Origin of the sequence: Paraburkholderia sp. WC7.3g (genome assembly GCF_050436345.1) — a bacterium.
GTDB lineage: Bacteria > Pseudomonadota > Gammaproteobacteria > Burkholderiales > Burkholderiaceae > Paraburkholderia > Paraburkholderia podalyriae.
On sequence record NZ_JBNDMA010000002.1, the window covers coordinates 2,917,157 to 2,942,014 of the forward strand.

The window sequence follows — 24,858 nt, forward strand, 5'->3', positions numbered from 1 at the left end:
CCCTACGACCGGACCCTTATTGCAAACAATTTAGCTCCGATATCAGGGCTCGCAGTCGACGTCCACAAGAAGTTCGGTCAGCCTGACGGCGGCGGACTTCAATTCCGGAATGACTCGTTTCCGAATCGCCATCATGTCCGGAACCAATTCCACCGCCCCGCAGTTCAGTGTCATCAAGGTATGCGATCGTCCGATCACCAACGGAAGCGCGATCCCGTACGCGTTTCGCTGGTACTCGCCGACCGCCATGCACACTCCTGATTCCCGGAGATCGTCGAATGCGGTGTCGAGATTCTTGCGGACAACATCCGCGTGGTCGCCGGCCGCCTCCAACAGTTCCGCGATGAGCGGTTCACGCTCAGCCTGCGGGAGCGCATACAGGTAGGCACGGCCGACCGCCGTCGTTTCTATCGGGAGCAGCGATCCGACACCCAGCCGCAGCGTCGCGATCTTGCCGCTCGCGCGCCATCCGATATACAGCATGTCGAGATGGTGCGGAATGGCCAGCGCGACGGACAAATCCAGCTTGTCGGCCAACTTCTGCATGACCGGATTGACGATGCGCGTCATCGGATTCGCCTCCAGATAAGCATGGCCGATGCTCAAAGCGCCCGCGCTCAATTCAAACTGACGTCCGCCGCCTACCCTGCGAAGATATCCGACCGAGATCAGCGTCGTCGTCAAGCGAGACACGGTCGCCTTCGGAAGTCCGGTGCGTCGGACCAGTTCGGCGTTGGACAGCGGCGAACGCGCGGCGCGGAAGGCGCACAGCACCTCGAGTCCGCGTTCGACGGTCAACGTGATGTTTCTTTGCGCGTCCGTAGTAGTCATGTTCGCCTCAGTCCATCAAAACCGCTTGTTCCTGCAGAGATTGAGCCGCGGCAACCAGCCGAGGGCCCAGTTCCCGCTCGACGCGAGCACGCCCGAGCTTGACGCTCCTGCCAATACACGCAAGCACGAGCGGCGTATGGTCCTGAATGATCAACGGCGCGGCCAGAATTGTCAGATCCGGCTCCCATTCGCCGAGCGACATGCAATAGCCGACGTTGTGCACCTGCGAGATTCCTTCACTGATCCGCCGTCGCAGATGAGGCCAGTCCCGTCCGGCTTTCCTTTCCACGTTGCCGAGCAGATAAAAGCGCTCAAGTTCCGGCAGAGCAGCAAGCAACGCCCAGCCCATTGGCGACGACGCAATGCGCAGACGCGTGCCTGCGCCCAGCTTGAGATCCAGGGACGCCGGTTTGCTCGCACAGGTTTCGAGCACGATCACGTCGAGACGATCGCGCGTGCCCAGCACGACGTACGTCTCGCTCGCGTTTGCGAATGACTGCATTTCGAGCCGTGCAAGAAGCTGAACATTCGAGTGTGCGATGGCCGCATAACCCAGTGACAAAACCGGCGCCGCAAGCCGGTACTTTCGATGCTCCGGTGAATAGCGCAAGTAACCTAGCGCGACGAGAGAGCGGAGCATGCGCGAAACCGTCGGCGCGGGAATGCCTGTCTCGTGCACGAGCTCCTGATTTCCGAGCCACGGCTCCTGTGGCGTAAATGCCTCCAGGATCGCGAGACTTCGGGCAAGCGGCACAATCATCGTCCGCTCGCTGCGTCCTCTTTCCCCAACTTTGCCGCCTTCGATCGATACCGCTTCCCAGCGGGCGACTTCCCGCCCGGAAAGGGACGAAATATCCTGCTTTGCTTGCGACGACATCGATCGCTCCGTTTGTGTTACGTGGCCTTCGACACGGCAATGATCTGCTCACTCGGATCGATGGCGCTGGCATTTGATACCTGATCCGCCCCTCAACCTTCTTATGTGTCCGATGTCATGAATTACAGGATCTCGCCTCGGCGGCGTCAACCAAACGGGCATCGCGTTCCGTACTTTGAAATGAATATTCTAATGAAGATATGGCAACTATGCAGGAAAACCCTTGAGTTAGGCCGAAAAGCGGGTGGGGATCGGTTGGCAACTGGCACCCACAGTACGGAACGCGACACCCGTATTGGTGTTCGATCGCCTCGCCCACCGACGACGCGCGTTTAAGCGATCTCGGACTCGCATCGTCGATTCGCCTACCGGGGCAATCAATGGGCTTTGGTCAGTGGGTACCTGAAGAAACCGATGAATAGCATGCCAACGAGTCACGAGTTATCGTGCAGGTCTTCGTGACATGAATCTTTGGCAAATGCACGAGCGTCCATTCGCTTTCATGGCGCGGTGACAATCTCGCTGCGCCGAACATGGAGCGGCTGGCGCCGTCATTTCTCCGGCGCCAGCCGCACCGACTACGCGACGCGCATCGTCACGCGGCGCGGAAACGGCGGGAAGACTTGCCACGCTCCATCGTCGTGTTGAAAGAAGCAGATCGCGACCTGTCCCGTCGGCACCCGGGCTTCGATCTTCACACATCGTTTGCATTCGGTACGCCGAAACGAGCGCACACGAAACGGGATCGCTCTATTCGGGGTCAACCATCGTTCCACTGCATCGCGCAATGAGTTCCGCGCCGTGTCCATTTGTGCCTCCTAGCCTTATCGTGCCGCTCTTCGCTCGCCTCGTCGACTACGCCTTCGCTTCGCGCAGCATGTTGCGGGCAATGACCAGTTGCTGAACCTGGGTGGTGCCCTCGAAAATCCGGAACAGGCGTACGTCCCGATAAAACCGTTCAATCCCGTACTCGCTCATGTAACCCGCGCCACCGTGAATCTGAACTGCACGGTCCGCAACGCGTCCGCACATTTCAGAGGCGAACAGCTTCGCGCACGACGCCTCGGTGCTCACGCTTTGCCCGTCATCGCGGCGGCGCGCGGCGTCAAGCACCATGCAACGCGACGCGTAGAGTTCCGCCCGGCTATCCGCGAGCATGGCCTGCACCAACTGGAATTCGCCGATCGGCTGACCGAACTGCTTGCGTTCGATCGCATAGAGCAACGCGTCGTCGAGCATTCGCTGTGCGACGGCCACGCAAATCGCCGCGATGTGGATCCGACCCTTGTCCAATACCTTCATCGCAGTCTTGAACCCCTTCCCTTCGACGCCGCCGATCAGGTTCTCCGCAGGGACGCGGCAGTTCTCGAAGATGACGTCGCACGTGTGCGAGCCGCGTTGCCCCATCTTCTTGTCACGCTTACCGAAGCTCATGCCCGGCGTGCCCGCTTCTACGATGAAGGCCGAGATGCCGCCTGCCCCTTTGTCTTCCGGGTTGGTGCGCGCCATCAGCGTGAAGATGCCGGCCTGCGGTGCGTTGGTGATGTAGCGTTTGGTGCCGTTGACGACGTAGTGATCGCCGTCGCGAATCGCGGTCGTACGCACCGATGCGGCATCGGAACCTGCCTCAGGCTCGGTCAATGCAAACGAAGCGATGATCTCGCCGGTCGCCAAACGCGGCAGATACCGCGCCTTCTGCTCCTCGGTGCCGTCGAAGAGAATGCCCTGCGAGCCGATGCCGACCGTGGTGCCAATCAGCGAGCGAAACGCCGGCGATGCGCGGCCCAGCTCGAACATCGCCAGCACTTCTTCTTCCATCGTTAGCTGGAGGCCGCCGTACGACTCAGGGATCGTCAGGCCGAACAGGCCCATGGTCTTCATATCGTCGACGACGTCTTGAGGAATTTCGTCGGTGTCGGCCACGCGTTGTTCATTGGGGATCAGACGCTCACGTACGAAGCGTGCAATGTTGTCGCGCAGTACGTTCATCGTTTCGATATCGCGAATCATGGTTCCTTGTCTCTCCGGATACTTCGTCATGCAGTCATCGTGCGAGCCGGCACAGTCGAGCGTCAACGGCGTTGGTCGAGATGTTCCGTACTTTGAATCAGCCAGTACGCCCTTCAAGTGGATGCATCCTAGTGTTCTTCTTATTCATCCCGCGCCCATGACAGCCCGTGTGTTTCGAAGTACGGAATGTCATTTCCCGTCGCGTTGACAGCGTTCGGCCGCGGCCCGCATTCTGAGCGCTGGTTGATCGGATTCCCGAACGCATCGAAGTTCACGCAGGCAGACGTGGTTAATCCAACCTTGTGCCGGCATGCACCAGCAGAATGGAGACACTCATGACAGGCAACAACATGATGGAAGGCAAGGTCGTCATCGTGACGGGCGCGGGTGGCGGCATCGGTCGCGATATCGCGCTACTGATGGCGCGCTATGGCGCACGTGTGGTCGTCAACGACATCGGCGCCTCACTCGAGGGCACCGGACACGATAGTTCGCCGGGCGAACGCGTCGTAGCCGAAATTCGCGCGGCTGGCGGTGAAGCGGTCGCCAACACCGACAGCGTCGCGGACAACGGAGCCGGCACGCGCATCGTCACGCAAGCGCTGGACACGTTCGGCCGCATCGACTGCATCGTGAACAACGCCGGCATTCTGCGCGACCGCTTCTTCCACAAGATGTCCGATGAAGAATGGGATGCGGTGCTCAAGGTCCATCTGTACGGTACCTTCAATCTAAGCCGCGCGGCCGCGCCGCATTTCAAGGATCAGGAGAGCGGCGCCTTCGTGCACATGACGTCCACCTCGGGCCTGATCGGCAACTTCGCGCAGGCCAATTACAACGCCGCGAAGATGGGCATTGCCGGGCTCTCGAAGTCGATCGCGCTGGACCTCGGCAAATTCAATGTTCGATCGAACTGCATCGCCCCGTTCGCATGGAGCCGCATGGTGAGTTCGATTCCGACCGACACGCCCGAACAGGCGGCCCGCGTCGAAAAGATCAAGCAGATGACGCCGGCGAAAATTGCCCCGCTCGCTGTGTATCTGGCGAGCAACGGTTCCCGCGATGTCAACGGCCAGATCTTCACCGTGCGGAACAACGAGATTTTCCTGATGAGCCAGCCGCGCCCCCTCCGCTCGGTGCACCGCAGCGACGGCTGGACGCCGGAATCGATCGCCGAGCACGGCATGCCGTCACTGAAGGCGTCGTTCGTTCCGATGGATCGCTCCGGCGATGTGTTCAGCTGGGACCCTATCTGACCTGATCGCCTGGGACTGGTCGCATCAAGAAACGGAGGCAGAGTTGGCGATCGATTATCAGACTTTGAAGAACTGGCCGTTCGGCGATGTCGAACACACCTACACCGAGCGCGATAGTGCGCTGTATGCGCTCAGCGTGGGGTTCGGGTTCGCCCCGCTCGACCGCCGCGCACTCAGATTCACTTATGGGCCCGAGTTGTCGGTTGCTCCCACCATGGCTGCCGTTTTGGGCTTTCCTGGTCAATGGATGAGGCAGCCTGAAAGCGGCATCGACTGGGTCAAGGTCGTGCACGGCGAGCAACGCGTGCGACTGTTTCGTCCCCTGCCTGCGGCCACGACGATCATCGGCCGGACTCACGTCAAGGCGGTCGTCGACAAAGGCGAAGGCAAAGGCGCGCAGGTGTTGATGGAGCGGGACGTCATCGACAAGAAGACCGGCCAACTGCTGGCAAAGGTCGAGCAGTTGAACTTTTGCCGCGGAGACGGGGGGTTTTCCGCTCGCGGGCAACCAAGCGACCCGCCTCTTTCTCCGCCTTCGGCCGTGCCCGAAACGGAGCCAGACATCGTCTGCGATTTGCCGGTTTATCCCAATGCCGCGCTGCTTTATCGATTGAACGGGGATCCGAATCCGCTCCACGTGGACCCGGAAGTTGCGCGCGCAGCAGGCTTCGAGCGTCCCATTCTGCATGGTCTCGCAATGTATGGCATTGCCGGTCATGCGATCCTCCGCAGCGTTTGCGAATACGAGGCGGCAAGACTCAAGATGCTATACGCGCGTTTTTCCACGCCGATATTCCCCGGAGAAACGGTTCGCGTGGAAATGTGGTTGCCAGCCGGTACGGGAAAGCCCCTGCACTTCCGAGCGCGTGCGTTGGAGCGCAACGTCGTGGTGCTTAACAACGGCGAAGCAGAAATACTTTGACCGTGAGCGTGGCCTGGAAGCCGCCCCAGGACGAAACGCAGCAATGGGCGAACCATGCTTCTAATAGATCATGCCTAAGCGCGGTCGAGGACGATCGTCGATGCGCGAGGCGTTGTGTCTCACTGTACAGGAAGCCATCTGCGTCGCGGCGTCCATCGCGCGTTGCGTAGCGCGAGTTGGCATCAAGGCTGCATGCCTCACCGGACTATTTCGAGAGCCCCCTCGATCCGGATCGTCATCGCAAAGCCGAAGGGCGCCGGGACGGCTCGACAAGACTGTCCTGGCGAACCTCATCGAGCCTTCCAGGACACTTTGTCAGCTCATTCAGCAGCCAACGCTTGCGTATCGAGCGAAAACCGATCCTCCGTCGCCTGAATCACCTTCCACAACTGGTCCGGAATCGCTAACTCCGGCAGTCGCGACATATCCAGTGCGGTGGCAATGTCCGCCGCCCGGCGTAGACCACATTCAATCTGTCACTGTTGCGACAGTAAATGTGTCACAACGCTCGGCCGGTTGCGAATCGTCGGTCTCGGCCACACCCTGCTGGGCGCCGCGCTACGATGCTCCCCGCCACACTGCAAAGCGCATGAGCCGTAGTCGGCCATCTACGGCCCACCGCATCGCGTCCAGACTGACACTCAGGCGTCCGCTCCAGTCGCGCCAAACTTGCATGCTCATGACGGCGCATCCGATTTTTCGGTTCGTCCCCGCAATCTACGACTGAATCAACGCTGCGGCGTTTTGGCGAGAGCCACGCACCTATTGCAGGATCAGCGCATGTTGCCTGGAAAGCTGTTCCCGAAAACGGACCGCGTAGTCGGCGCCCACCGCTGCTGCAACGCTGGGTCGGGACCTCAACGTTTGTCGCCACTTCTCAATCTTCGGAGCGTATTCAAAAAATACTGACGTACGATCCGCAGGGAGACAATCGAAAAAACGACTCAGTGGGGCCATGGCAGCATCAACCATGCTGAAAAACTTGCCATTGAAATACGGTCCAGAGGAAACTTCGCCCTCTATCTGACGGATCTTTGCACGGAATATGGTTTTTTTGCTTTCGAAAACTTCCATATCGTTCGCGTTGAGCATCAGCCAGACGTCCGCGTACATCGATGAGATGTACTCCGCCCATGCTCGATCGCGCGCGCGGTCAAAGGCATTTGATGGGTGCATCGGCGTACCTTCCTGCGACTCTTCAAGGAACTCGCATATCACCGTGGTTTCGAAGAGAACAGCCTCACCACCGTCGGGGCGCGACGCGATCAAAAGAGGTACCTTGCCGGTTGGAGATTTTTTCAGAAACCATTCGGGTTTCTCTGACAGATCAACGTTGATCCGATCAAATGCTATGCCTTTCTCCCCAAGCACGATTGCGGCACGTTGGACGAAAGGGCACAGGTGATGGCTAACCAATGACAGCGCGTTCATTTCAGTATTGCTCCTCCAGGAGCTCGGTTTCCCCATCGTGAGGATGTAAAGGGACGGCGTGCTGGCCGGAGTTTGAGCTCCGGCCTTCTCGCTCCTGGCGCCGGGAGGGGTCGACAAGACTCTCCTGGCGAACGACATCGAACCTTCCAAGACACTTTTCGTCAGCTCATTCAGCAACCACCGCTTGGGAATCCAGCGAAAACCAACCCTTCGCTGCCTGAATCACTTCCCACAGCTTGTCCGGAATCGTCAGTTCTGGCACTCGCGACGGATCCAGTGTGGTGGCAATCTCCGCCGCCCGGCCATCGCTCGCAAGCTCGACCCAATCCGGATTCATCACCAGCGCCTGTCCGATCGCGACCAGCGAAAGCCCCGATGCCAGGGACTTGCCGGCTTCATCAGGCGTGCGGATCAAGCCAGCTGCAACTAGAGGTATGCGGCCACCGACATGTTCAACAATCAACTCGGCGGTCGTATGCTCGCCCGTATAGTCCAGCGGCCTCGCATTCGGGATGTCAAAGAGCGAGGCGTGGATGTAATCGACACCGCTCTCGATCAGCGCGTCAATCAGGACATAAGTGTCGTCCATCCGCAGTGCGCCTTCGCCGGGTTCTTCAGGTGACAGGCGATAACCGAGCAGGAAGGGCCGCCCGGCATGTTCCGCGATTACGCGCTGCACTTCACGCACGACCGCGAGTGGAAAGCGCATGCGGTTTTCCAGAGAGCCACCCCATTCGTCGTGACGTTGGTTGAAAAATGGCGAAAAGAAGTTCTGAATGAGGAATCCATGAGCGCCATGCAATTCAACGCCATCGAACCCTGCCTCGATGGCGCGGCGTGTTGTCTCTCCAAACGCATGAATGATTTCCACGATTTCGTCGTGAGTGAGGGCCTGACTGGTGACTTCGCCGTCGTTGAACGGACCAGGGGGCGCCTTTAGCGCGCTGGCACTGACCACCCGACCGTCCGGAACCAGATGCCGCACGGCCTTGTTGCCAGCGTGGAAGATCTGCAGGATTGCCGGCGCACCACCGCTTTTTGCCGCCTGCGCGAGACGGCGCAGGCTCGGGATAAACCGGTCCTCATGAGCAGCGAATTCACCGGTAAACCCGATGCCGTTTGCCGTCACGTGGGTGCAGCCGGTCACAATCATGCCAACGCCTTCAGCTCGGGCGCGATAGTAGGCCACCTCCTGATCGGACACCGTGCCGTCGGCATTGGCGGACCAGGTCGTCATTGGCGCCATGACGGAGCGATTGCGAAGGGCAACGCCGTTCCCGAATGCAAACGGCTGGAAGAGTGGCGATGTTCGTTGCGTCATAAGAGTCGATTTGATTATGATCAGCGACAACCAGCCGTGGCTGGCGCGTAAGGTTCGAATGAACCGATACCCGGCGTCGGCGGACCGTGCGAGATCGAGTTGGATTGTTTGCAGAGAGGGGGCTTCCCGGAGCTTGCGGATCGAGTACACCCGATGGTGCTTTCGGATGTACTCGGACCCGCAAGCTTCAGGGCAAGCCAGGCGCCGGAGTCAGACACGGTGGTGCGTCGTCCAGTCGTGGTACGGGTTCAGACCAGCTCGGCCAGCGCGGCCGCACTGAAACTGTTCAACTCGTCGTGTGCGCCGCCCAGCACTTTCGCTACCCACCGCGGATCGCCGAGCAGCGCACGGCCCACCGCGATCAGGTCGAATTCCTCACGTTCCATGCGCTGCACCAAGGCATCGAGGCTCGCCGGCGCCGCTGTTTCGCCGCTGAAGGAGGCCGTGAGATCGCTGCCCAACCCGACTGAGCCAACGCTGATCGTGGCCGCACCGGTGAGCTTCTTGGCCCAGCCCGCAAAGTTGAGGCCTGCGTCGCCGTCGATTTCGGGAAACTCCGGCTCCCAGAAACGGCGTTGCGAGCAGTGCAGGATGTCTACGCCGGCCTCGACTAGCGGAGTAAGCCACGCACCCATACGCTCGGGCGTGTCAGCCAGGCGCACCGAGTAGTCTTGCTGCTTCCATTGGCTAAGGCGCAGGATGATCGGGAAGTCTTCACCCACGGCTGCACGCACGGCTTTCACCACCTCCGATGCGAAGCGCGAGCGCTCCTCGATGGTGCTGCCGCCATACCTGTCGGTGCGCTGGTTGCTACCGGCCCAGAAGAACTGGTCAATGAGATAGCCATGCGCGCCATGAATCTCGGCTACGTCGAAACCCAGACGTTTGGCATCCGCCGCCGCGCGCCCGTAAGCGGCGATGGTGTCGGCGATGTCCTCATCGCTCATCGCCTTGCCACGGCTGTCGCCCGGGCCGACCAGACCCGACGGGCTTTCCACGGGCACGCCCGGCTCCCATGCAGTCATCGGGCTTTTCAACGAGCCGACGTGCCAGATCTGCGGGCCCATCTTTCCGCCCGCGGCGTGGACGTCGTCGATCACCTGCTTCCAGCCGTTCAGTGCCGCCGTCCCGTGGAAAAGAGGGATGTTCGGGTCGTTGCTCGACGCGGGGCGATCGATCACGGTGCCTTCGGAAAGGATCAGGCCCACGTTGTTTTCGGCGCGGCGCCGGTAATAGGCCGCGACGTTCTCGCCAGGGACACCTTCGGGAGCGAATGAGCGCGTCATGGGTGCCATGACGATGCGATTTTTCAACGTCAGGGACTTGAGCTTGAACGGCTGGAACAACGGCGCGACTGAGAGCTTGTTCATGAGGGAAATTCCTGAAAATAATATTGCGTATCTATGTGATGCCATCTATGCGGTCAACGGTCGCAGCGCGCCCGGGCCTGGCGCAAGCGCTCAGCCGAGCAGTGCACCAATAGCCTTGAAAACGGCAGCGCTATCCGGCGAGGAGAAGGTCTCGAGCAGACTCGTCGACAGCGTGAGCGTCGAGGAGATAACCGCGCCGGCCGCGCGCATCTGTTCGATGGCCGCAGTTTGGGTGCGCTCGCTCCATCCACCGCAAGCGTCGATCATTACGTGCACTTCGTAGCCGGCGTTTCGTGCACCTAAAACAGCATTGAGGACAGCGATTTCGGTCAGGACACCGCCGACCACGAGCACCGGTCTCTTCAGCGCGCTGATATGTTGAGCGGACTCCGCGTGGCCAAATAGATGCGGCCCATTGCGGGTGACCATAGTCGCCGAAAGCCCGTCGACCTGAAGTTCGGGGATGAGCTTCGTCTCCGCGCCGGTCGGTATGGTCGAGATAAATGCCGGTGCTCCAAAATCCCTGGCTAGCGTCGCCAATGCGCCCACCGATGTTTGAAGGCGCTCCAGCGGCAGAGTTTTCGCTGCAGGGATGACGTCGATTTGGAAATCGAGAAATAGAAAGGCGATGTCTTGTGCTTTAGGCATGAAACTACTCCGTGAATCGCAACCGGGACGAAGCGGACTGGAACTCACCATGCCGGCGCGGGTTGAACAATCGCGCCGGACATAATGACGATTATTAGAGGAGCCTGTGCCACCCCTGGAACACCTGTGCGATGGCGCGGTCCGCTTAACCGAGATGCTGCTTGAAGAAGCTAACGAGCTTCACGGAGGCGGGATCGACATACTCGGGCTTGTCGTACAGGTCGACATGTGACGCGCCCTCGATCCAGAACAGCTCCTTCGGCCCCTTTGCCTTCTCTATCGTTTCCACGCTGAAGCGCTGCGTATCAGCTTCGGTTCCCGCGATCATCAGAAGTGGTCGCGGAGCAATGAGATCGACCAGGGCATAGGAATCGTATTGCGCGATTTTGTCGACGCTGCGCGCGACCCACTGATTGGTCGAGCGGGGATGCTGGCCACGCGGTGTGCGATAGTAGTCGTAGGCCTCGCGGAACATGCTCTTCTCGGGGAAGAACTTTGCCTGCTCGTCGGTCGCCGGCACGATCTGCGCCATGCGGACCGGCTCGCCTTTCGCTTCGTTAGTGCGGTCGACAGCCGCCTCGTCGAGCTGCTTCTGCAGCACGTCCGGGCTTTGCTTTCCGTCCATGCCTTCACGCCAGAGGATGCCAACGCACGCGCCGACCACGGTGGCAACGGCCTTGATCCGGTGGTCGGTCTGGGCCGCGAACGGCACATAGCCACCCGAAGCGCAGATGCCGAGCGCGCCGATGCGTTGCGGATCAACTTCCGGCCGGATCGAGAGGTAAGAAACCGCACTCTTGACATCTTCGGCGCGTTGGATCGGATCTTCGAGCCCGCGAGGAGAGCCTTCGCTCTCACCCTGATAGGCCGCATCGAAAGTCAGAACGACGAAGCCCTGCTTGACCAGGCGCTCCGCATAGTTGGACGGGCTCTGTTCCTTCACCGAGCCCATGGGGTGGCTGATGACAACGCCCGGCAGTGGACCGGACGTGTTTTCGGGAACATAGAGATGGCCGGCAATGCTCAGGCCGCTGCTGGGGAATTTGACGTCGTGTCGCATGACAGATTTCCTTCGTGGTTGATCGGATTAAGCGGGTATCGCGGGTGGCCTCTGGAAACGACTGACGACAGTCCCTCCGGAGGTTCCGCTACGCCTCCTCGGCCAGTGCACTTCTTGCTTCCCATCGGGCAACTGGCCGATTTGCACGATTTCGTGTTGCTAATTATTCTGAGAAGTCAGTCGAAACCGACACACTGCGCCACTCGTCGGCCAGTTCGCGGTCCCGACTTGCGCGCGTGAGCACGCCTTCGTAAGCATCGGTCCCGATAGCCAGGCGCACCGGCGGCTCTTTCGACTGCACCAGCGCCACCACGACCTCGCCGAGCCTGGCGGGGTCTCCCGGCTGCTTGTAGTTCGCCCCGTCGAACGTGGCCTGAAGGGTTTTGCGATAGGCCTCGTAGTCCGGAATCAGGACGTCCCCGTGCAAAACCGAGGTGGCATCAAGGAAATCCGTACGGAAGGCACCGGGCTCGATCAGCGTCGCCTTGATGTCGAACTGCTTGAGTTCCCCGCTCAACCCTTCCGACCAGCCCTCCAGGGCGAACTTGGACGCACAGTAGATCGACGCCCCCGGCGTACTGAGAAGACCGCCGATAGACGACACTGTGAGCACATGGCCCGAGCGCTGCTCGCGCATGACCGGCAGGATCGCCCGAGTTACGGCGAACACGCCGAAGACGTTCGTGGCGAACTGCCTGTCGATTGCTGCGGCCGACAGCTGCTCGAATGCTCCCAGCTGACCGTAGCCGGCATTGTTGACGAGTACATCAATGCGCGTGAATTTCTGGACAGCCCTGTCAACGGCGGACCGGATCGAAAGCTCATCGGTAACGTCGAGCGGTAGCACCAGCAGTCGGTCTCCGGCGAGGACGGATTCGAGCTGTTGTGGTTTGCGCGCCGTGGCAACGACCTGATCTCCCGCCGCCAGGGCAGCACGGGCGATTTCAAGGCCGAATCCACGGCTGGCTCCGGTAATAAACCAGGTCTTCATTGGTGAGCCTCCCAAGGTCAAAGGGTCGAGCGGGTAATGGACTCGTTCTGCTTCCACGCATCAAGATGTTCCTGATAGCGCTTGCGCACGGAGTCGAGACCGTGCCCTACATACAGGCGCACAGGTGCGTGCTTCGAGCCCGCGATGGACACGATGGCTTCACTGGCGCCGTCGAGGTTCCCCGGCGTGTAGTCGAATATCGCGCCACGCAGCTCAGCGGCAGGGGCATAAGCCTCGATCCTCTGTGCCGGGGCTTCGGCCTTGCTGCCAAGCTCCGTTTCGAAGTAGCCAGGCTCGACGATCGTGACCATGACACCAAGGTGCGCAAGGTCGAAGGCGAGAGACTCGCTATAGCCCTCGATCGCGAACTTCGAGGCCGCGTATGCGGGTATGAGGGGCATGGCGATCACCCCAGCGGCAGACGAGAAGTTGAGGATGTGGCCCGAACCCCGCGCGCGCATGCCGGGCAGGACAGCACGGGTCACGGCCAGCGTTCCGAACACGTTGGTCTCGAACTGGTCCCTGACCTGGTCGATCGTATGTTCCTCGAGGGTGCCTCCAAGCACCTTGGCCGCCGCGTTCACGAGCACATCGAGCGCACCGAAGCGCTGCTCGCTGCTGGCAAGTGCCTCAAGGATGCTGGCTTCATCGCGCACATCCAGTCGCGTCACATGGACATTGGACAGCTTCGCGAAGCTGACGGGCGCCTTGTCGATATCCCGCATCGTGGCAGTAACGTTCCAGCCCTTTTCAGCAAACTTGTGGACGAGGTTTTCGCCAAACCCCGAGGCCGCGCCGGTAATGAGAACAGTCCTGGTCATTAATCTCTCCTGTGACTCAGATATTGGTTGCAGCCCGTCTGCCGCCTCGTGCGGTCGACGGAAAGCGTTTCCTGGGGATCTGGCTGACATGGCCCCCTCCCCGCGATGCCCGGCTCGCCACTTCCATCACGGGCAGCCTGCTCAAAAAGAACGGTGCGAGCAGCGACACGGCTTCTTCAACAAACCTGCACACGTCGTACAGGTCCATATGATTGGCGCCGTCGACAACATGAAAAGATTTGTCTTTGCTTGCAGCACGATCGAACAGTTCTTCACTCATCCACCTGCTGCCCGCTTCACTGCCCGCAACGATCAACAGCGGTTGCGTCAGATAGATGTCGGCCAGGTGATAGGCGTCGTAGGTGACGATCTGGTTCAGGCTGCGTAGTGTGGCGAAACCCGGCGCCGTGGCGCACTCCGCGCGGACCGAGTGGTAGTACTCCCAAGCCTGACGCATCTCCTCGTTCGGGGCGTCCTGCTCCCGCAGGGGCGCAAGCGGCATCGTGGCCAAAGCCGCACCGCGGGCATCCATGGTTCGGGCGTTGGAGCCCGCTTCGATGTTTGGCAATGCGTCGATGGACTTTCCACTGTTGTCCCAGCCATTGCGGAACAGCGTACCGATGTTGACGGCACTCACGGTGCCGACGGCCTTGATCCGACGGTCCTGAATCGCGGCGCAGGCGGCATATCCGGCTCCCGCGCAGATGCCCATCGCCCCGAGGCGATTCATGTCGACGTACGGCAGCGTCGCCAGGTAATCGATCACCGCGCTGATGTCCTCGGTACGGATGTAGGGGTTTTCAAGCTGGCGCGGCTCGCCGGTACTCTCGCCCTGATAGGACGCGTCGTAGGCAATGGTCACGAAACCGTGCGCCGCAAGCTTCTTCGCATAGGTGCCCGCGGTTTGCTCCTTCACGCCGCCGCCCGGATGTGACACCACGATCGCCGGATACACACGGTTCTCGTCGAATCCTTCCGGAAAGTTGACCACCGCCGACATGGCGATCGCCTTGTTACACGAATTGGCGAACGTGACTTTGCCCACAATCAGGCTCCTCTTGATCTAGACCAGCGCTTCGGTTCAGGACCGACGCCATCCAATGTAGACCAGAAGGATTGGATTGATTAGACGCCCAATATCGATGGGGCCTATCATGCCTGTGATAAATCAATTCGATGCGGGAGAAAACCTTATGCGGCGGGACGAGATCGCGGATCTAACGGTGTTCGTAGTTGTGGCAGAAGAGCGCAGTTTCACGAAGGCGGCCACCCGCCTCGGTATGGCACAGTCTGCGCTTAGCCAGATCGTGCGTCGCACTGAAGAGCGCCTCGGCCTGCGCCTGCTCTCGCGCACGACCCGAAGCGTGGCGCCCACGGAAGCCGGTGAGCGGCTTCTCGCGACCCTCGGCCCCATGCTGCACGACCTGGACGCGGCAATCGCCTCATTGGGTGACCTGCGTGATCGTCCGTCTGGCACCATTCGGCTCACAACCGTGGAACACGCAGCCAAAACAATCCTCATTCCGGCAATGCAGCGGCTGCTTGTTGGAAACCCGGACATCAACGTCGAGGTCACAGTCGATTACGGGCTGGCAGACGTCGTGGCCGACCGCTTCGATGCCGGAGTACGCCTCGGCGGGGAGATCGCCAGGGACATGATCGCGATGCGGATTGGCCCCGACATTCCGATGGCGATCGTCGGTTCGCCGGAATACTTTCGCAACAGCCCAATGCCGACGTCACCGGCTCAACTGATCGACCACCGGGCCATCAATCTACGCCTGCCAACGTCGGGCACGGTAAACGCATGGCGACTGAAACGCGGAGGTCGCGAAGCACGCGTCCGGGTTGATGGTCAGCTTGTGCTGAATACCATCGATCTCATCCTTGATGCGGCGCTCGACGGCCACGGCCTTGCCTATCTGCCGCTCGACCAGGTCCAGCCCTGTCTCGACGCCGAGCGGCTCGTGAGGGTCCTGGGAAGGTTCACGCCCGACCTGCCGGGATACCATCTCTACTATCCCCACCGGCGCCATGCATCACCTGCTTTCAGGCTTCTCGTGGACGCCTTGAGATATCGGGGATAAAAGGCAACAAGCCGTACGGCGGTCTCTACGTTCAACCGGCGGGACTTTGGGTGTCAATCGACGGACTATCTGGAGACAGGTCGACACGCGGCTGACATTTTAAGGCGTGCGCTGCTGGTGAAGTTCGCAACTTCTGCTAATGACGTCCGTTGGAGCGCTGATCCCTCTGAAGGACCTCGGCGATTCGGGATGACAGCGCTCGCGACCGGGTTTGCGACAAACTTCCGGCGCAGTCGATAAACCGTAGTCCAGTGAACCCCCAGCAGGTTCGCAGCTACTATTGCCAGCTTGTTCGGGAGTGGCCCACACCTTGACGGCCGGAGAATGTCCGCTACTTTCGCAGCACGATTAGCCGCTTCCTTTGGAACCGTCATTGCCGCCCCTTACTGAGCACCGTCAGACGCGTTGACCACAATCGGACCGGGCGGGGTCGGGTAGCGCAGATCGCTGCCCGGCAGGCCATCCCGTCGACGGGGAAAATGATGATCCAAGCCCGGTCTCATCCCGGCGTCTGGCGGAGTGACGAAAGTTAGCGACGCTTTGCGGGTACGGACGCGCCCCATCTCGCCACGCAAGGCTGCCCATGCAGGCACTTAAAGCCTGTCAGCATGGCCAGAAAGGAAGCACTAGCACGATTTGAAGGCCAGTAAACGTTCGGAGATCGAAACCTCGCCCAAGAGATCCCGAATCTACGAATTGGCATCGGCAACCCTGCTGCAGGTCATTGACAGTCTTTGTCGCGTCGATTATCGAAAGCTGGCGACGCCCCTTCAGGTACGTCCATTACCACCCGGTTGACATCCGCACTCTCGATAGCCCCAGCCTTGTACTTCAGTACAAACTGATTCGACCGGTCAAATCCGGCATGAATGACTTGCTCAGCGTCACAGCAGACTGCAAAGGTTGGGCATTGTGAACGGCCATGACGATCTGCCGATGCTCTTTCGCATATCGGATGATTGGAACCGACATCGAGCAAGCTGGCTCGTTGTCCAGATTCTCGTTAGCCTGATCGAGGATGAGTGGAATGGCGTAGGTGTCGACGAGCAGGTAGGAAATCAAAGGAGAGCTTCGCGCGACTTGCGAGTGCAGTTCCACCGCTTGTCGCAAGTTTGAGTTTGCAATAGGCGTTGCAATCTGGCACGACCTATTTCGGTTTACTAAGGATTCCAACTTCTCCCTTGCAGTGTTTCTGCAGACAACGACAGCGCTCCCGCGCTCAATGTATCCATCTCCGTTAAACTGGTGAACCACTCACAAAGTCAGTGGCAAGGATCCGATCGCAGTTTTGCGTGGGCGCACGGAGACAACGATCGACCTGTCGCGTTCTCTGACAATCAGTGACCGGCATAGTGATGTGCCACGTCGTGTCTCCAACCACACCATTCTTCACCGCTCTACGAAAGCCACGTTGCATTCGTCCAACGACCGTCTATATTGGGGAAGAACATAGCGAGACATGTCTTTCCCGCGAATCCAGCGCAGAAAGGAGCACCTCGCAAAGGAGAACGCCGCATGGACATCCTGAAGCTCGCCATCGTCGTGGCTATCCTGTGCGGGGTTGCAAAGGGAATCCAGCTATTCAGTCGCCATTGCCGGCGCCGGTTCGGTTGCAGTTTCTTTTCGGCGCGTGGCTTCTGGCTCGCGGCAATCGGCATCAATTTCCTCTGGTGGGGATACTATTTCTGGGTAACTGCCCCGCTTCGCCATACGCAGCCGTCCGGCGGACTTGTCCTCATGGCGATGGGCGTCGCTATGGCGATCTGGCTGGTAGTTGAAAACGTTCGTGACACCGACCTCCTTCACGGCATCGGCGGCTCGTCACTCCAGTTCGTACTGTTTTTCCCTGTTGCCCTCTACGGTATTCCGCTTCTCGTGATCGTGATGTTTTTCATGCTTTTCGCGACTTTTAAGGGCGGACCTGCATGGTTTGTCGATCCATAATCCTTGAACAGGGGCCCATCAGTTGGAGCCCGCTCACCGCCGCATGAAGGAGTGCCGTGGCGTCGGCAAACACCTCCATATGGGCAAAGATGCAGCGGAAAGCGCAAGAGCAGGATATCGGTGAGATGCCGATTGCCGCCGATCCGAGGCAATCTGGGCATCTCCGCATCAACGCTCGACGTCCGGACCTGTTTTATCGGGTTGGGCGCCACGGTCCGGCACTATGGGACTCCCGCCGACGGGCTCCCTTCCCGGTCGCGGTCCAATAGCGGGCGCATCCCGCTGCACTGGCATTGCTTTCACGAAATCCACAATGTCGACAGCCATCGCCCGATCCGCTCTTGTGGGCGACGCTGCCATCATCTGCGCTACCTCCCGCCACGCAGCAAATACTCCATCGTGAGACTTCCAGCCTGCCTGTCTCTGCTCCGTGCTCGCGCCCGCCCGCCAGTACATCGGCACTTCTCCACGCGCCAGCATGTGCGCCAAACCCTGCCTGGGATAACGCTGCGTAATACCGCGCGTGCACCGGGGTGTCGCATTCGCTTCGACGCCGTGCTCGCGAAGCTGCTCTGCGAACCGTTGACGCCAGCGCCAAAGATCCTGCTTACGCGGATTGAGACGCCGACCATCCGGCCCACGCACCTGCACGCTCAGATGGATATGCGGATGAGCCTCGTCGTCGTGCGCCGCAAACACATAAGCGCGCCCATCCCCGAACTCGAGCGCTGCGAAATCCCGTGCGGCATCGCGCACGGCCTGTCGGTTCGTCCCCGGCGGCATCGACAGCAGAATATTGAATACCTGACGACGCGTATTCGTCTCCGGAATCCCCCACCCTCCGAGTTGCCAGGTCCGCACAAGGTCGCGTACAGCGTCGGCACCAGCAATCGAGTCCCCGTTCTGATCTTCCAGCTCGACCCGCCCATTGCGGGAGATATAGCGCAGATGCCGACGCACCGCGCCCATACCCTGAGCACCCGACGCCTTGTTGGTGATTTTGACCATGACTTCAGGCGAGCGCCTGAGTGTCCGGGCCAACTGATCGCGCATGCGCGTGGCTTCATCACGCATGCCTGCACGCGAAAGCCGCTGCGCGCGGGCATGCCTGAACGGTTCCTGAAACAGACGGTCGCCCCAGTTCAAAAGCATCGCATCAATGTAGACCTTCGGATAAGGCATGTCACCGGCTCCATCGATCAAGATTCGCGCGAATTACGGCTGCCACGGCGCGCAGATGAACATCTATCACGTCCCGGATTGCGTCCATATTTCCACCCCCATTTCGTCCGATATCTGCCAAACTCCCGTCACGCGCGATCTGTCCAAGCCACCGATTGATCGCAGCAAGGTGCCGGTTCGAATCCGTCAGCACTTGCATCTCCTGCACGCCGAACTGGGGTTCCTTCATGAACTGGGCTCGGATCAACGCCACAATCCAGCGGTTACTGGTCAGGCCCGACACCACTGCACGCCGCTCGACCGCCTCCTGTTCAGCGAGCGTCAGCCTGATCTCAATTCGAGCGCGAGGAACGCCGACAGCACTCCATCGGAGATTTGCTTCGGCACGGATGTCGGTGTCGACAGCATCGGCACGCAGTGCGGATGCCATCAGTTGCCGCACGCCTTCACCAACCGTCATGCCCCGGCGCGCGCACCATTGATCCCAACCCGGCCGCATTTCGCCGAGTTCAACGCACAGGCGTTCGCGCTGAGGCATGGCTCCCTCTAGCGCGCAGGTGAGGGTTCGGTGGGTGTCCGCTCGATCTCGCGGACCGGTGCACGCCCGTCACCCGGCCGTGCCCGGCGGTCCCGCTCCGAAGGTGCTTTCGGATCAAAGACCTTCGGCCGCGGCAATGGGATACCCTCCCTGCCAAACGCGTCCAGCATCTGTTCGGCACGCCGCTGCACGCGTGAAATCGACCGCGCGCTAAACCCCTGCTCCCGCATGGCGCCGACCAGAACCGCCAGGTGAAGAACCTTATCCTCGTCGGATATCGTGGAAGGCTGACGCTCCTGCCTGTCCTCGTTCGTCGGGTTGCCAATAGGAGCGGTGGCACGATCGAGTGCGCGCTCGGAGCGGGACACAGACCCGGCCGCCGAGCGTTCGTGCTCCATCACTTCGACCTGCCAGGTATTGCGGTAAACGTCCTTCTCTTCCTCGCCCACCACCATGCCACGGTCATCAAGGATCGGCACATTGACCGTGACGAGCCGCCGACCCAGGTTTTCCAGCGTGGCTTGCTGCCCGGGTTCGGCACGCGACTCCAGCACCGCCCGTTCGAGATCCACACCCCAGACAACGTGATCGGCACCCGTAGCATCTCGGAACACCGCGTAATACGAGTCGCTGCGAGCCGGGTTGTTCTGATAGGGTGCGCGGCCATGTTCGCGCAGTTCGCCGGCATACCGCCGCGGAGCATCGGGCTCGTCGCTACTCGCCAGCTGTCGTCCAATCCGGCGCGACCCCACATGTTCTCCGGTGCGGGACGGCGCCGCGCGAAATGCGTCGCTCACCTCCTTAGGTATTCCGGCTGTGGACGCGGATGCGGGCGCCGACGTGCTGGTCTCTTCGGCACGCGCTTGCGACGTGGCCGCAGGCATCGACGCATCGACCTCGATCCGGTTGTGTAAGCGTGATTGCCGGGCATCCGCCAGACGCGCGAGATCCGCCACCTTCGGCTCATAGCCACTCACCTCAATGCCGAGCAACGTCCCCAGCAGCCACACTTCGCTTCGGAATACCTCATGTCCCGACGCCCGAACGCGACGCCACGATTTTGCCGCCACGATGTCTACCATCGACTCCACCACATCCGGTCGATTGTGTTCCGTGACGAGGTACGGTCCCAGATCCTCGAACGCGAGCTGATACGGCGCATCTTTGAGGAAATACTGGTGACCCGCACGCAGGTATCGCTTACGAACCCGTTCGGGCGGCTGATCGAGTGGCACGCGCGCTGTGTCATTGATCCCCGGCGGCGCATCTGCGGTCGGACGCGTACCGGGCTGCCGTACCGCCTCGGCGTCATCGCGGATCGCCTGATCACGCAGGCGTGCCCGCGCCGCATCGAACTCGCGGCGGCGCTGGGCTGATACGGCATCCATCGCGGCCGCGTCCAGTTGACGGGTCCGACCATCGCCACCGGACTGCTCCGCAAACCCCGGACGCCCGGGAATATCCTGCTCGATCACGTTGATGACCGGAGCGGTAAAAGGAGATGTTTCAGTCATGATGCGACCTCTTCCTGATCAGGTACGACTCGACTCGCCACAACCGGCGACACGTGAGACGGTTTAGCGGTCCGGCCCGGGAGAATCCTGCGACGCCGCCCGCTCCTTTGACTGCTCCAGCGCCGCCGCGCGTGCTTCGCGTATTCGTGCCCACGATCGCGCCTGCAACTGGTCGAGCATTCCCTCGAGGTTCGGACTGAAATTCAATTCACGCGCGGATTTCTTGAGTGAGCCGACGGTACGCTCCAACAGGTCACGCGCCCGATCCCACGGATAGACCTTCGGCCGGTCACCGTCGTAACCGACCTGCAATTCCGAGCCATTCAGCCGGGCGTTCTGATCCATCCATCTGAGCCGGTCGGAGGCGAACTCCATCTGCGCCTTTGGATGAAAGACGACACTGCGCGTCGCCACCTCCTGGATCAGGTAGTGCTCGGTGTTGAATACCTCCCCTCGATATGGCCCGCCGTTCTCCCGCGGCGTACCCATGCGCAACGGTGTGCCGAAACGATGTTCGGCCAGCGCCCGGATCTCGTTGGGCACATCGGCCACTTCGAACAGCGGCTCACCCACCGGTGGGCGTATCGGCGCCAGACGTCGCGACTCGACCGCAGGAGAACCACCAACCGGAGGTACCACGGAAGGCTCGGTTGGCGGGCGCTCTGGAGTCGCTGATTCGCTCGTCGGCGCAGAGGATTCCGGCATGTTGTGCTGCTTTGGCTCGGTACGCTTCGACGAGCGACGACGAGAAACATCCTCTGCATCGTTCACCAGAGTTTCTTTCACGCGGCTCATGATGTCCTCCTTCAGTTCGTCCAGCTTTCCGCCGGTTGCAATACCTACTGTCGACTCCACACCCACAGCCGCCAGCCCGACATCCCGGTACGCGATTTCCCGCAGGCAATCGCCCACATCCCCAAAGCCCGACAGCACCGCCATGTCGTTGAAATCGGTCGGCAACTTGTAGTTGATACGCGCACCTCCAGCGAATACCGGCAGCGCCAGACGCGCCTGCGATTCTTCCACCGCCTGCCGGGCTCTGGTCTCGCCCGGCCCGAGATCCCCAAGCACAACCAGCCCGACGTCGGGATATCGTTCGCGCAGGATTGCGGCGACCTGAGGCAGCGTCCCGCTCGACAGCGTCGCGAGCGCCGGCCAGTCCGTCGCCCGGTAGGCGGACAGTACGGTGGCCATGCCCTCGCCGATCAGGATCGGTGTGGAGGGGTCTCCGGCAGCCGGTGCCGGCCCGGCAATCCAGTACCCACCTTTCTTGAGGCCACCTGCCAGTGAAGATTTGAGGCCATGTTCGTCGATCAGCTCCAGCGTAGAGATCGCCTCGCCGATCCAGAACGGCACCACCAGCACGCGTCCCGTGAGCGGCTGCTCTTCGCTCGCTGGCGCATAGCCCAGCAACGCGTGCAGTTCAACGGCCTCCAGCTCACGCAGTGCCGGCACCGGCTGGAGGTGCTTGCGTACGAGATACGGGTGTTCCGGACCGACTGGTCGCGCCCACTGCCAGATCGCCTGCGCTTCACGGGCTACCGCCTCATGACGGGCCTGCTGCCGTGCCTCTTCACGTACCCGCCGTTCAAGCACTTCGGGACTCACCGCAAATGTTGTCGCCATCCGGTCGGGATAATGCGTGCGCTTCAGATCGAAACCGTGCTGCCGCGCGAGCCAGAACAGCGAGGCGAGCGTCTTGCTACCCGACTCCTTCACCGAGCGCCACGTGGTGCGGGCAGCACGCTCGTTGTAATTGCCGGCCGTGCGGCTCCATTCGTCCCAGATCTCGAAACCAGCGTCACCAAAGCCGTTCTTGAGCGCAAATGCCATGTCTATCCACGTACCGTATTCGTCCGCGGGAATTACAGCGAGCGCAGCACGGGCGCGTGCGGTCTCGTCAACATGCGGTGCACTCATTTCCGGCCTCCCTGTATCTGCACAACACCCGATCTGGCGGCGGGCACAGGTCTGCGCTTCGCACGGATAGGTTTCGCTGGCACCAGCTCCGCGACGTCGAGGTCCGCTACCGACAAGCGACGCTTCGCCTGCGCAAGCCGTGCGGCCGGGACACCCAGCAGCATGAAGTGCCGTTCGACATAGGCTGTCACTTCGTCCTCACTGAGATCAGCCAGACGCGGCGGCAGGTCGCGCGGATTCCATGCCTGCAGCACTTCGAGATACTCAGCCGACGGATGAACGAGGCCCGATCCTTCCGGATCGATCTCCTCGGGCTGCACCTCGCGCAGCCGCCGCTCGACCTGCGCACTGAAACGCGCGAGATTCATGGCAGGCACCGATGGTGCGCTTAACACCCGCGAGGCAAAGACGGGATCACGCCAGTAGGAGATCCTGTCGGCGAGGATCGGCTTGGTGTTCTCCAGCACGATGATTTCCTTGTCGCGCCCGAGCTCCTTGATCTCCTGCGGCAACAGTAGCGGCCTACGCTGCTCGGATATGCTCTCGCTCGATCCGCCCCGGCCACCGAAGATCGCGTGCGAACGGCTGACGCTACGGGACTGATCTGTGAAGGTGCCGAGCATTTCAGAGTAGTCGTTCGCATCTTTCTGCTCGCGCGGTGCATACAGGATCTGCATCGCGTGGTTCGTCAGGAAGGTACGTGCGTCGGCCCGGCCGTAGACGGATTCGAGTTGCGCAACCGACTGCACGATGGAAAGCAGGCGCAGGTTGTAGCCCGCCATGTAAGCAACTGCACGCGCGATGATGTGGATCTTGCCAATCGCCGTCATCTCATCGAGCAGCAAGAGGCACTGGAACCGGAGCGTCGGATCAGCCTCGGGCAACTGCTTCGTGTTGAGATTGACAACCTGCGAAAACAGCAGATTCACGATCAAGGCTGCTTCCGACAGGTGATCGGGCGTGATCCCGACATAGACTGACATCCGACGGCGCCGCAGATCGCGCGGATCAAAATCGTTGGCGCTCGTGGCCGCATCGACAATCGGATTGGCCCAGACTGTGAGCGGCGCGTGGAACGTCGCGAGAATGCTCGCGAGTACCTTGTCGTCGTTCGATAGGAATCGGTTCAGCGCATCGACACATGGCCCGGTCAGCAAACCACGGTGCTGGACGAGCGCGCGATGCAGGTACGACTTGACCGGCATGCCGTTGCCCGACGACTGCCGCAGCACCTCGCCGATCGTGACCGGATAGTCGGGAATCGACTGCGCCTTTCCGGTCCTTCTCGCGTCGCGCCACTCACACAGCAACAGCACGATGCCGAGAAACAGGTTGCGCGCCTGGTCCTTCCAGAAATCATCGTGCCCGCCCGGCGGATACAGGGCATAACCAATCGCGAGGATGTCGCCTACGCGGAACTGCCCGTCCGAGATCGCCGATAGCGGGTTGTACCGATGAGTGCGACCATCCTCGGCGAACGGATCGAACAGGTATACCTCCTGCCCGTGCGCACGCCGGAACCCGGCCGTGAGCGCATAGTTCTCACGCTTGATGTCGAGCACCACGACTGAATCGGGGTAGCTCAACAGGTTCGGGATCACGATGCCCACACCCTTGCCCGAGCGTGCGGGGGCAGCGAGCAGCACGAACTGCTGACCGGTGAAGCGCAGATAACGCCCTCGCCATACGCCGACGACGATGGCTGGTGCATCCGCAACGGGGCGCGCATTCATAGCAACCCCGCCGCGCGGATTTCCGCTTCACTGGCAAACCGCGCGCTGCCATAGAGGCGCCGACGCCCAGAGTGCTCCCATAGTGTGTAAAGCCCCATCAAGGGCCCTCCCACCGCAACGAGTAAGCCCAGAAGCGCCGCACCCGCCAGGCGCCGGCCGCCGTGCGGCATCCGGCCGTCATGCCAGGCAAGCAGCGCATCGCGCCAACCCCATAGCTCCGCATGGAAGGGATTGAGTCGCAGGCTCGCGTACAGGAAGAAGGACGCGAGCCACAGCGAAGCCACCAGAGCGCCCGTTACCACCACCAATATCACGAGCGTGACCAGGGCGGTCCGCGCGTGATGCGCTACCGTTCCGGCGGCTTCCACGTGAGTCACGGATCGATGGTTCGTGTTCATGCCG

22 protein-coding genes are annotated in these 24,858 nt (G+C 61.0%); 4 read left to right on the plus strand and 18 right to left on the minus strand.

Features of this window, described 5'->3' with window-relative positions:
• Positions 1-42: 42 nt before the first annotated feature.
• The 3 genes from OKW43_RS24765 to OKW43_RS24775 all read right to left on the minus strand — a co-directional run bounded on the left by OKW43_RS24765 (position 43) and on the right by OKW43_RS24775 (position 3,718).
• Complete coding sequence (locus OKW43_RS24765; RefSeq protein WP_187633121.1) at positions 43-831, minus strand: IclR family transcriptional regulator; 789 nt, start codon at positions 829-831, stop codon at positions 43-45.
• A 7-nt stretch (positions 832-838) separates the two neighbouring features.
• The gene (locus OKW43_RS24770) at positions 839-1,708 is read right to left on the minus strand and encodes an IclR family transcriptional regulator (RefSeq protein WP_184057186.1); all 870 of its coding nucleotides are present in this window, start codon (positions 1,706-1,708) and stop codon (positions 839-841) included.
• 855 nt (positions 1,709-2,563) lie between these two features.
• On the minus strand, positions 2,564-3,718 hold the full coding sequence (locus OKW43_RS24775) for an acyl-CoA dehydrogenase family protein (RefSeq protein ID WP_187633123.1): 1,155 nt from the start codon (positions 3,716-3,718) through the stop codon (positions 2,564-2,566).
• Between the two features lie 350 nt (positions 3,719-4,068).
• Here OKW43_RS24775 and OKW43_RS24780 point away from each other — a divergent pair, with 350 nt between their 5' ends.
• Positions 4,069-4,974 carry an SDR family NAD(P)-dependent oxidoreductase gene (locus OKW43_RS24780; protein WP_187633216.1) on the plus strand — a complete coding sequence of 302 codons (906 nt, stop codon included), beginning with the start codon at positions 4,069-4,071 and terminating at the stop codon, positions 4,972-4,974.
• Positions 4,975-5,017: 43 nt separating this feature from the next.
• Complete coding sequence (locus tag OKW43_RS24785) at positions 5,018-5,896, plus strand: MaoC/PaaZ C-terminal domain-containing protein (protein ID WP_187633124.1); 879 nt, start codon at positions 5,018-5,020, stop codon at positions 5,894-5,896.
• Between the two features lie 762 nt (positions 5,897-6,658).
• Here the strand turns inward: OKW43_RS24785 and OKW43_RS24790 are convergent.
• The 8 genes from OKW43_RS24790 to OKW43_RS24825 all read right to left on the minus strand — a co-directional run bounded on the left by OKW43_RS24790 (position 6,659) and on the right by OKW43_RS24825 (position 14,583).
• Entirely contained in the window at positions 6,659-7,327 is a 669-nt protein-coding gene (locus OKW43_RS24790; RefSeq protein WP_187633125.1) for a glutathione S-transferase family protein, read from the minus strand.
• A 166-nt stretch (positions 7,328-7,493) separates the two neighbouring features.
• On the minus strand, positions 7,494-8,798 hold the full coding sequence (locus OKW43_RS24795) for an NADH-dependent flavin oxidoreductase (protein ID WP_312892474.1): 1,305 nt from the start codon (positions 8,796-8,798) through the stop codon (positions 7,494-7,496).
• A gap of 98 nt (positions 8,799-8,896) precedes the next feature.
• Entirely contained in the window at positions 8,897-10,018 is a 1,122-nt protein-coding gene (locus OKW43_RS24800; RefSeq protein WP_184057194.1) for an NADH:flavin oxidoreductase, read from the minus strand.
• Positions 10,019-10,108: 90 nt separating this feature from the next.
• On the minus strand, positions 10,109-10,666 hold the full coding sequence (locus OKW43_RS24805; protein WP_187633126.1) for an isochorismatase family protein: 558 nt from the start codon (positions 10,664-10,666) through the stop codon (positions 10,109-10,111).
• A gap of 145 nt (positions 10,667-10,811) precedes the next feature.
• Positions 10,812-11,726, minus strand: a complete 915-nt coding sequence (locus OKW43_RS24810; protein ID WP_187633127.1) for an alpha/beta hydrolase — start codon at positions 11,724-11,726, stop codon at positions 10,812-10,814.
• Positions 11,727-11,889: 163 nt separating this feature from the next.
• Entirely contained in the window at positions 11,890-12,717 is an 828-nt protein-coding gene (locus OKW43_RS24815) for an oxidoreductase (protein ID WP_187633128.1), read from the minus strand.
• A gap of 17 nt (positions 12,718-12,734) precedes the next feature.
• Positions 12,735-13,538 carry an SDR family oxidoreductase gene (locus OKW43_RS24820; RefSeq protein WP_187633129.1) on the minus strand — a complete coding sequence of 268 codons (804 nt, stop codon included), beginning with the start codon at positions 13,536-13,538 and terminating at the stop codon, positions 12,735-12,737.
• A 16-nt stretch (positions 13,539-13,554) separates the two neighbouring features.
• Complete coding sequence (locus tag OKW43_RS24825; protein ID WP_187633130.1) at positions 13,555-14,583, minus strand: alpha/beta hydrolase; 1,029 nt, start codon at positions 14,581-14,583, stop codon at positions 13,555-13,557.
• 109 nt (positions 14,584-14,692) lie between these two features.
• Here OKW43_RS24825 and OKW43_RS24830 point away from each other — a divergent pair, with 109 nt between their 5' ends.
• Complete coding sequence (locus OKW43_RS24830; protein ID WP_312892475.1) at positions 14,693-15,625, plus strand: LysR family transcriptional regulator; 933 nt, start codon at positions 14,693-14,695, stop codon at positions 15,623-15,625.
• Positions 15,626-16,456: 831 nt separating this feature from the next.
• On the opposite strand, the gene OKW43_RS24835 is transcribed toward OKW43_RS24830, so the two are convergent.
• Positions 16,457-16,687 carry a hypothetical protein gene (locus tag OKW43_RS24835; RefSeq protein ID WP_187633131.1) on the minus strand — a complete coding sequence of 77 codons (231 nt, stop codon included), beginning with the start codon at positions 16,685-16,687 and terminating at the stop codon, positions 16,457-16,459.
• Between the two features lie 453 nt (positions 16,688-17,140).
• Between OKW43_RS24835 and OKW43_RS24840 the strand changes: the two genes are divergently transcribed.
• A complete protein-coding gene (locus OKW43_RS24840; RefSeq protein ID WP_187633132.1) occupies positions 17,141-17,569 on the plus strand; it encodes a hypothetical protein in 429 nt (142 codons plus the stop codon).
• Positions 17,570-17,737: 168 nt separating this feature from the next.
• Here the strand turns inward: OKW43_RS24840 and OKW43_RS24845 are convergent, their stop codons facing one another.
• The 6 genes from OKW43_RS24845 to OKW43_RS24870 all read right to left on the minus strand — a co-directional run bounded on the left by OKW43_RS24845 (position 17,738) and on the right by OKW43_RS24870 (position 24,854).
• Entirely contained in the window at positions 17,738-18,751 is a 1,014-nt protein-coding gene (locus OKW43_RS24845) for a relaxase/mobilization nuclease domain-containing protein (RefSeq protein ID WP_187633133.1), read from the minus strand.
• A 1-nt stretch (position 18,752) separates the two neighbouring features.
• Positions 18,753-19,289 (minus strand): plasmid stabilization protein, encoded by a 537-nt coding sequence (locus OKW43_RS24850; RefSeq protein ID WP_187633134.1) that lies wholly within the window; start codon positions 19,287-19,289, stop codon positions 18,753-18,755.
• A gap of 8 nt (positions 19,290-19,297) precedes the next feature.
• Positions 19,298-20,803, minus strand: coding sequence for an LPD7 domain-containing protein (locus OKW43_RS24855; RefSeq protein ID WP_187633135.1), 1,506 nt, complete (start codon positions 20,801-20,803; stop codon positions 19,298-19,300).
• 63 nt (positions 20,804-20,866) lie between these two features.
• On the minus strand, positions 20,867-22,723 hold the full coding sequence (locus OKW43_RS24860; RefSeq protein WP_187633136.1) for a PriCT-2 domain-containing protein: 1,857 nt from the start codon (positions 22,721-22,723) through the stop codon (positions 20,867-20,869).
• Complete coding sequence (locus tag OKW43_RS24865) at positions 22,720-24,456, minus strand: type IV secretory system conjugative DNA transfer family protein (RefSeq protein ID WP_187633137.1); 1,737 nt, start codon at positions 24,454-24,456, stop codon at positions 22,720-22,722. Before OKW43_RS24865 ends, OKW43_RS24860 begins: the two co-directional genes overlap by 4 nt.
• Complete coding sequence (locus tag OKW43_RS24870) at positions 24,453-24,854, minus strand: hypothetical protein (RefSeq protein ID WP_187633138.1); 402 nt, start codon at positions 24,852-24,854, stop codon at positions 24,453-24,455. The genes OKW43_RS24865 and OKW43_RS24870 overlap by 4 nt, the downstream gene beginning before the upstream one ends.
• Positions 24,855-24,858: the final 4 nt, after the last annotated feature.

Coding starts and splice junctions, on each gene's coding strand:
- OKW43_RS24800 (WP_184057194.1), bottom strand. CDS start 10,018: ATGAACAAGCTCTCAGTCGCGCCGTTGTTCCAGCCGTTCAAGCTCAAG.
- OKW43_RS24845 (WP_187633133.1), bottom strand. CDS start 18,751: ATGCCTTATCCGAAGGTCTACATTGATGCGATGCTTTTGAACTGGGGC.
- OKW43_RS24805 (WP_187633126.1), bottom strand. CDS start 10,666: ATGCCTAAAGCACAAGACATCGCCTTTCTATTTCTCGATTTCCAAATC.
- OKW43_RS24810 (WP_187633127.1), bottom strand. CDS start 11,726: ATGCGACACGACGTCAAATTCCCCAGCAGCGGCCTGAGCATTGCCGGC.
- OKW43_RS24765 (WP_187633121.1), bottom strand. CDS start 831: ATGACTACTACGGACGCGCAAAGAAACATCACGTTGACCGTCGAACGC.
- OKW43_RS24780 (WP_187633216.1), top strand. CDS start 4,069: ATGATGGAAGGCAAGGTCGTCATCGTGACGGGCGCGGGTGGCGGCATC.
- OKW43_RS24860 (WP_187633136.1), bottom strand. CDS start 22,723: ATGAGTGCACCGCATGTTGACGAGACCGCACGCGCCCGTGCTGCGCTC.
- OKW43_RS24830 (WP_312892475.1), top strand. CDS start 14,693: ATGCCTGTGATAAATCAATTCGATGCGGGAGAAAACCTTATGCGGCGG.
- OKW43_RS24840 (WP_187633132.1), top strand. CDS start 17,141: ATGGACATCCTGAAGCTCGCCATCGTCGTGGCTATCCTGTGCGGGGTT.
- OKW43_RS24820 (WP_187633129.1), bottom strand. CDS start 13,538: ATGACCAGGACTGTTCTCATTACCGGCGCGGCCTCGGGGTTTGGCGAA.
- OKW43_RS24855 (WP_187633135.1), bottom strand. CDS start 20,803: ATGACTGAAACATCTCCTTTTACCGCTCCGGTCATCAACGTGATCGAG.
- OKW43_RS24815 (WP_187633128.1), bottom strand. CDS start 12,717: ATGAAGACCTGGTTTATTACCGGAGCCAGCCGTGGATTCGGCCTTGAA.
- OKW43_RS24775 (WP_187633123.1), bottom strand. CDS start 3,718: ATGATTCGCGATATCGAAACGATGAACGTACTGCGCGACAACATTGCA.
- OKW43_RS24870 (WP_187633138.1), bottom strand. CDS start 24,854: ATGAACACGAACCATCGATCCGTGACTCACGTGGAAGCCGCCGGAACG.
- OKW43_RS24865 (WP_187633137.1), bottom strand. CDS start 24,456: ATGAATGCGCGCCCCGTTGCGGATGCACCAGCCATCGTCGTCGGCGTA.
- OKW43_RS24790 (WP_187633125.1), bottom strand. CDS start 7,327: ATGAACGCGCTGTCATTGGTTAGCCATCACCTGTGCCCTTTCGTCCAA.
- OKW43_RS24770 (WP_184057186.1), bottom strand. CDS start 1,708: ATGTCGTCGCAAGCAAAGCAGGATATTTCGTCCCTTTCCGGGCGGGAA.
- OKW43_RS24850 (WP_187633134.1), bottom strand. CDS start 19,289: ATGCCTCAGCGCGAACGCCTGTGCGTTGAACTCGGCGAAATGCGGCCG.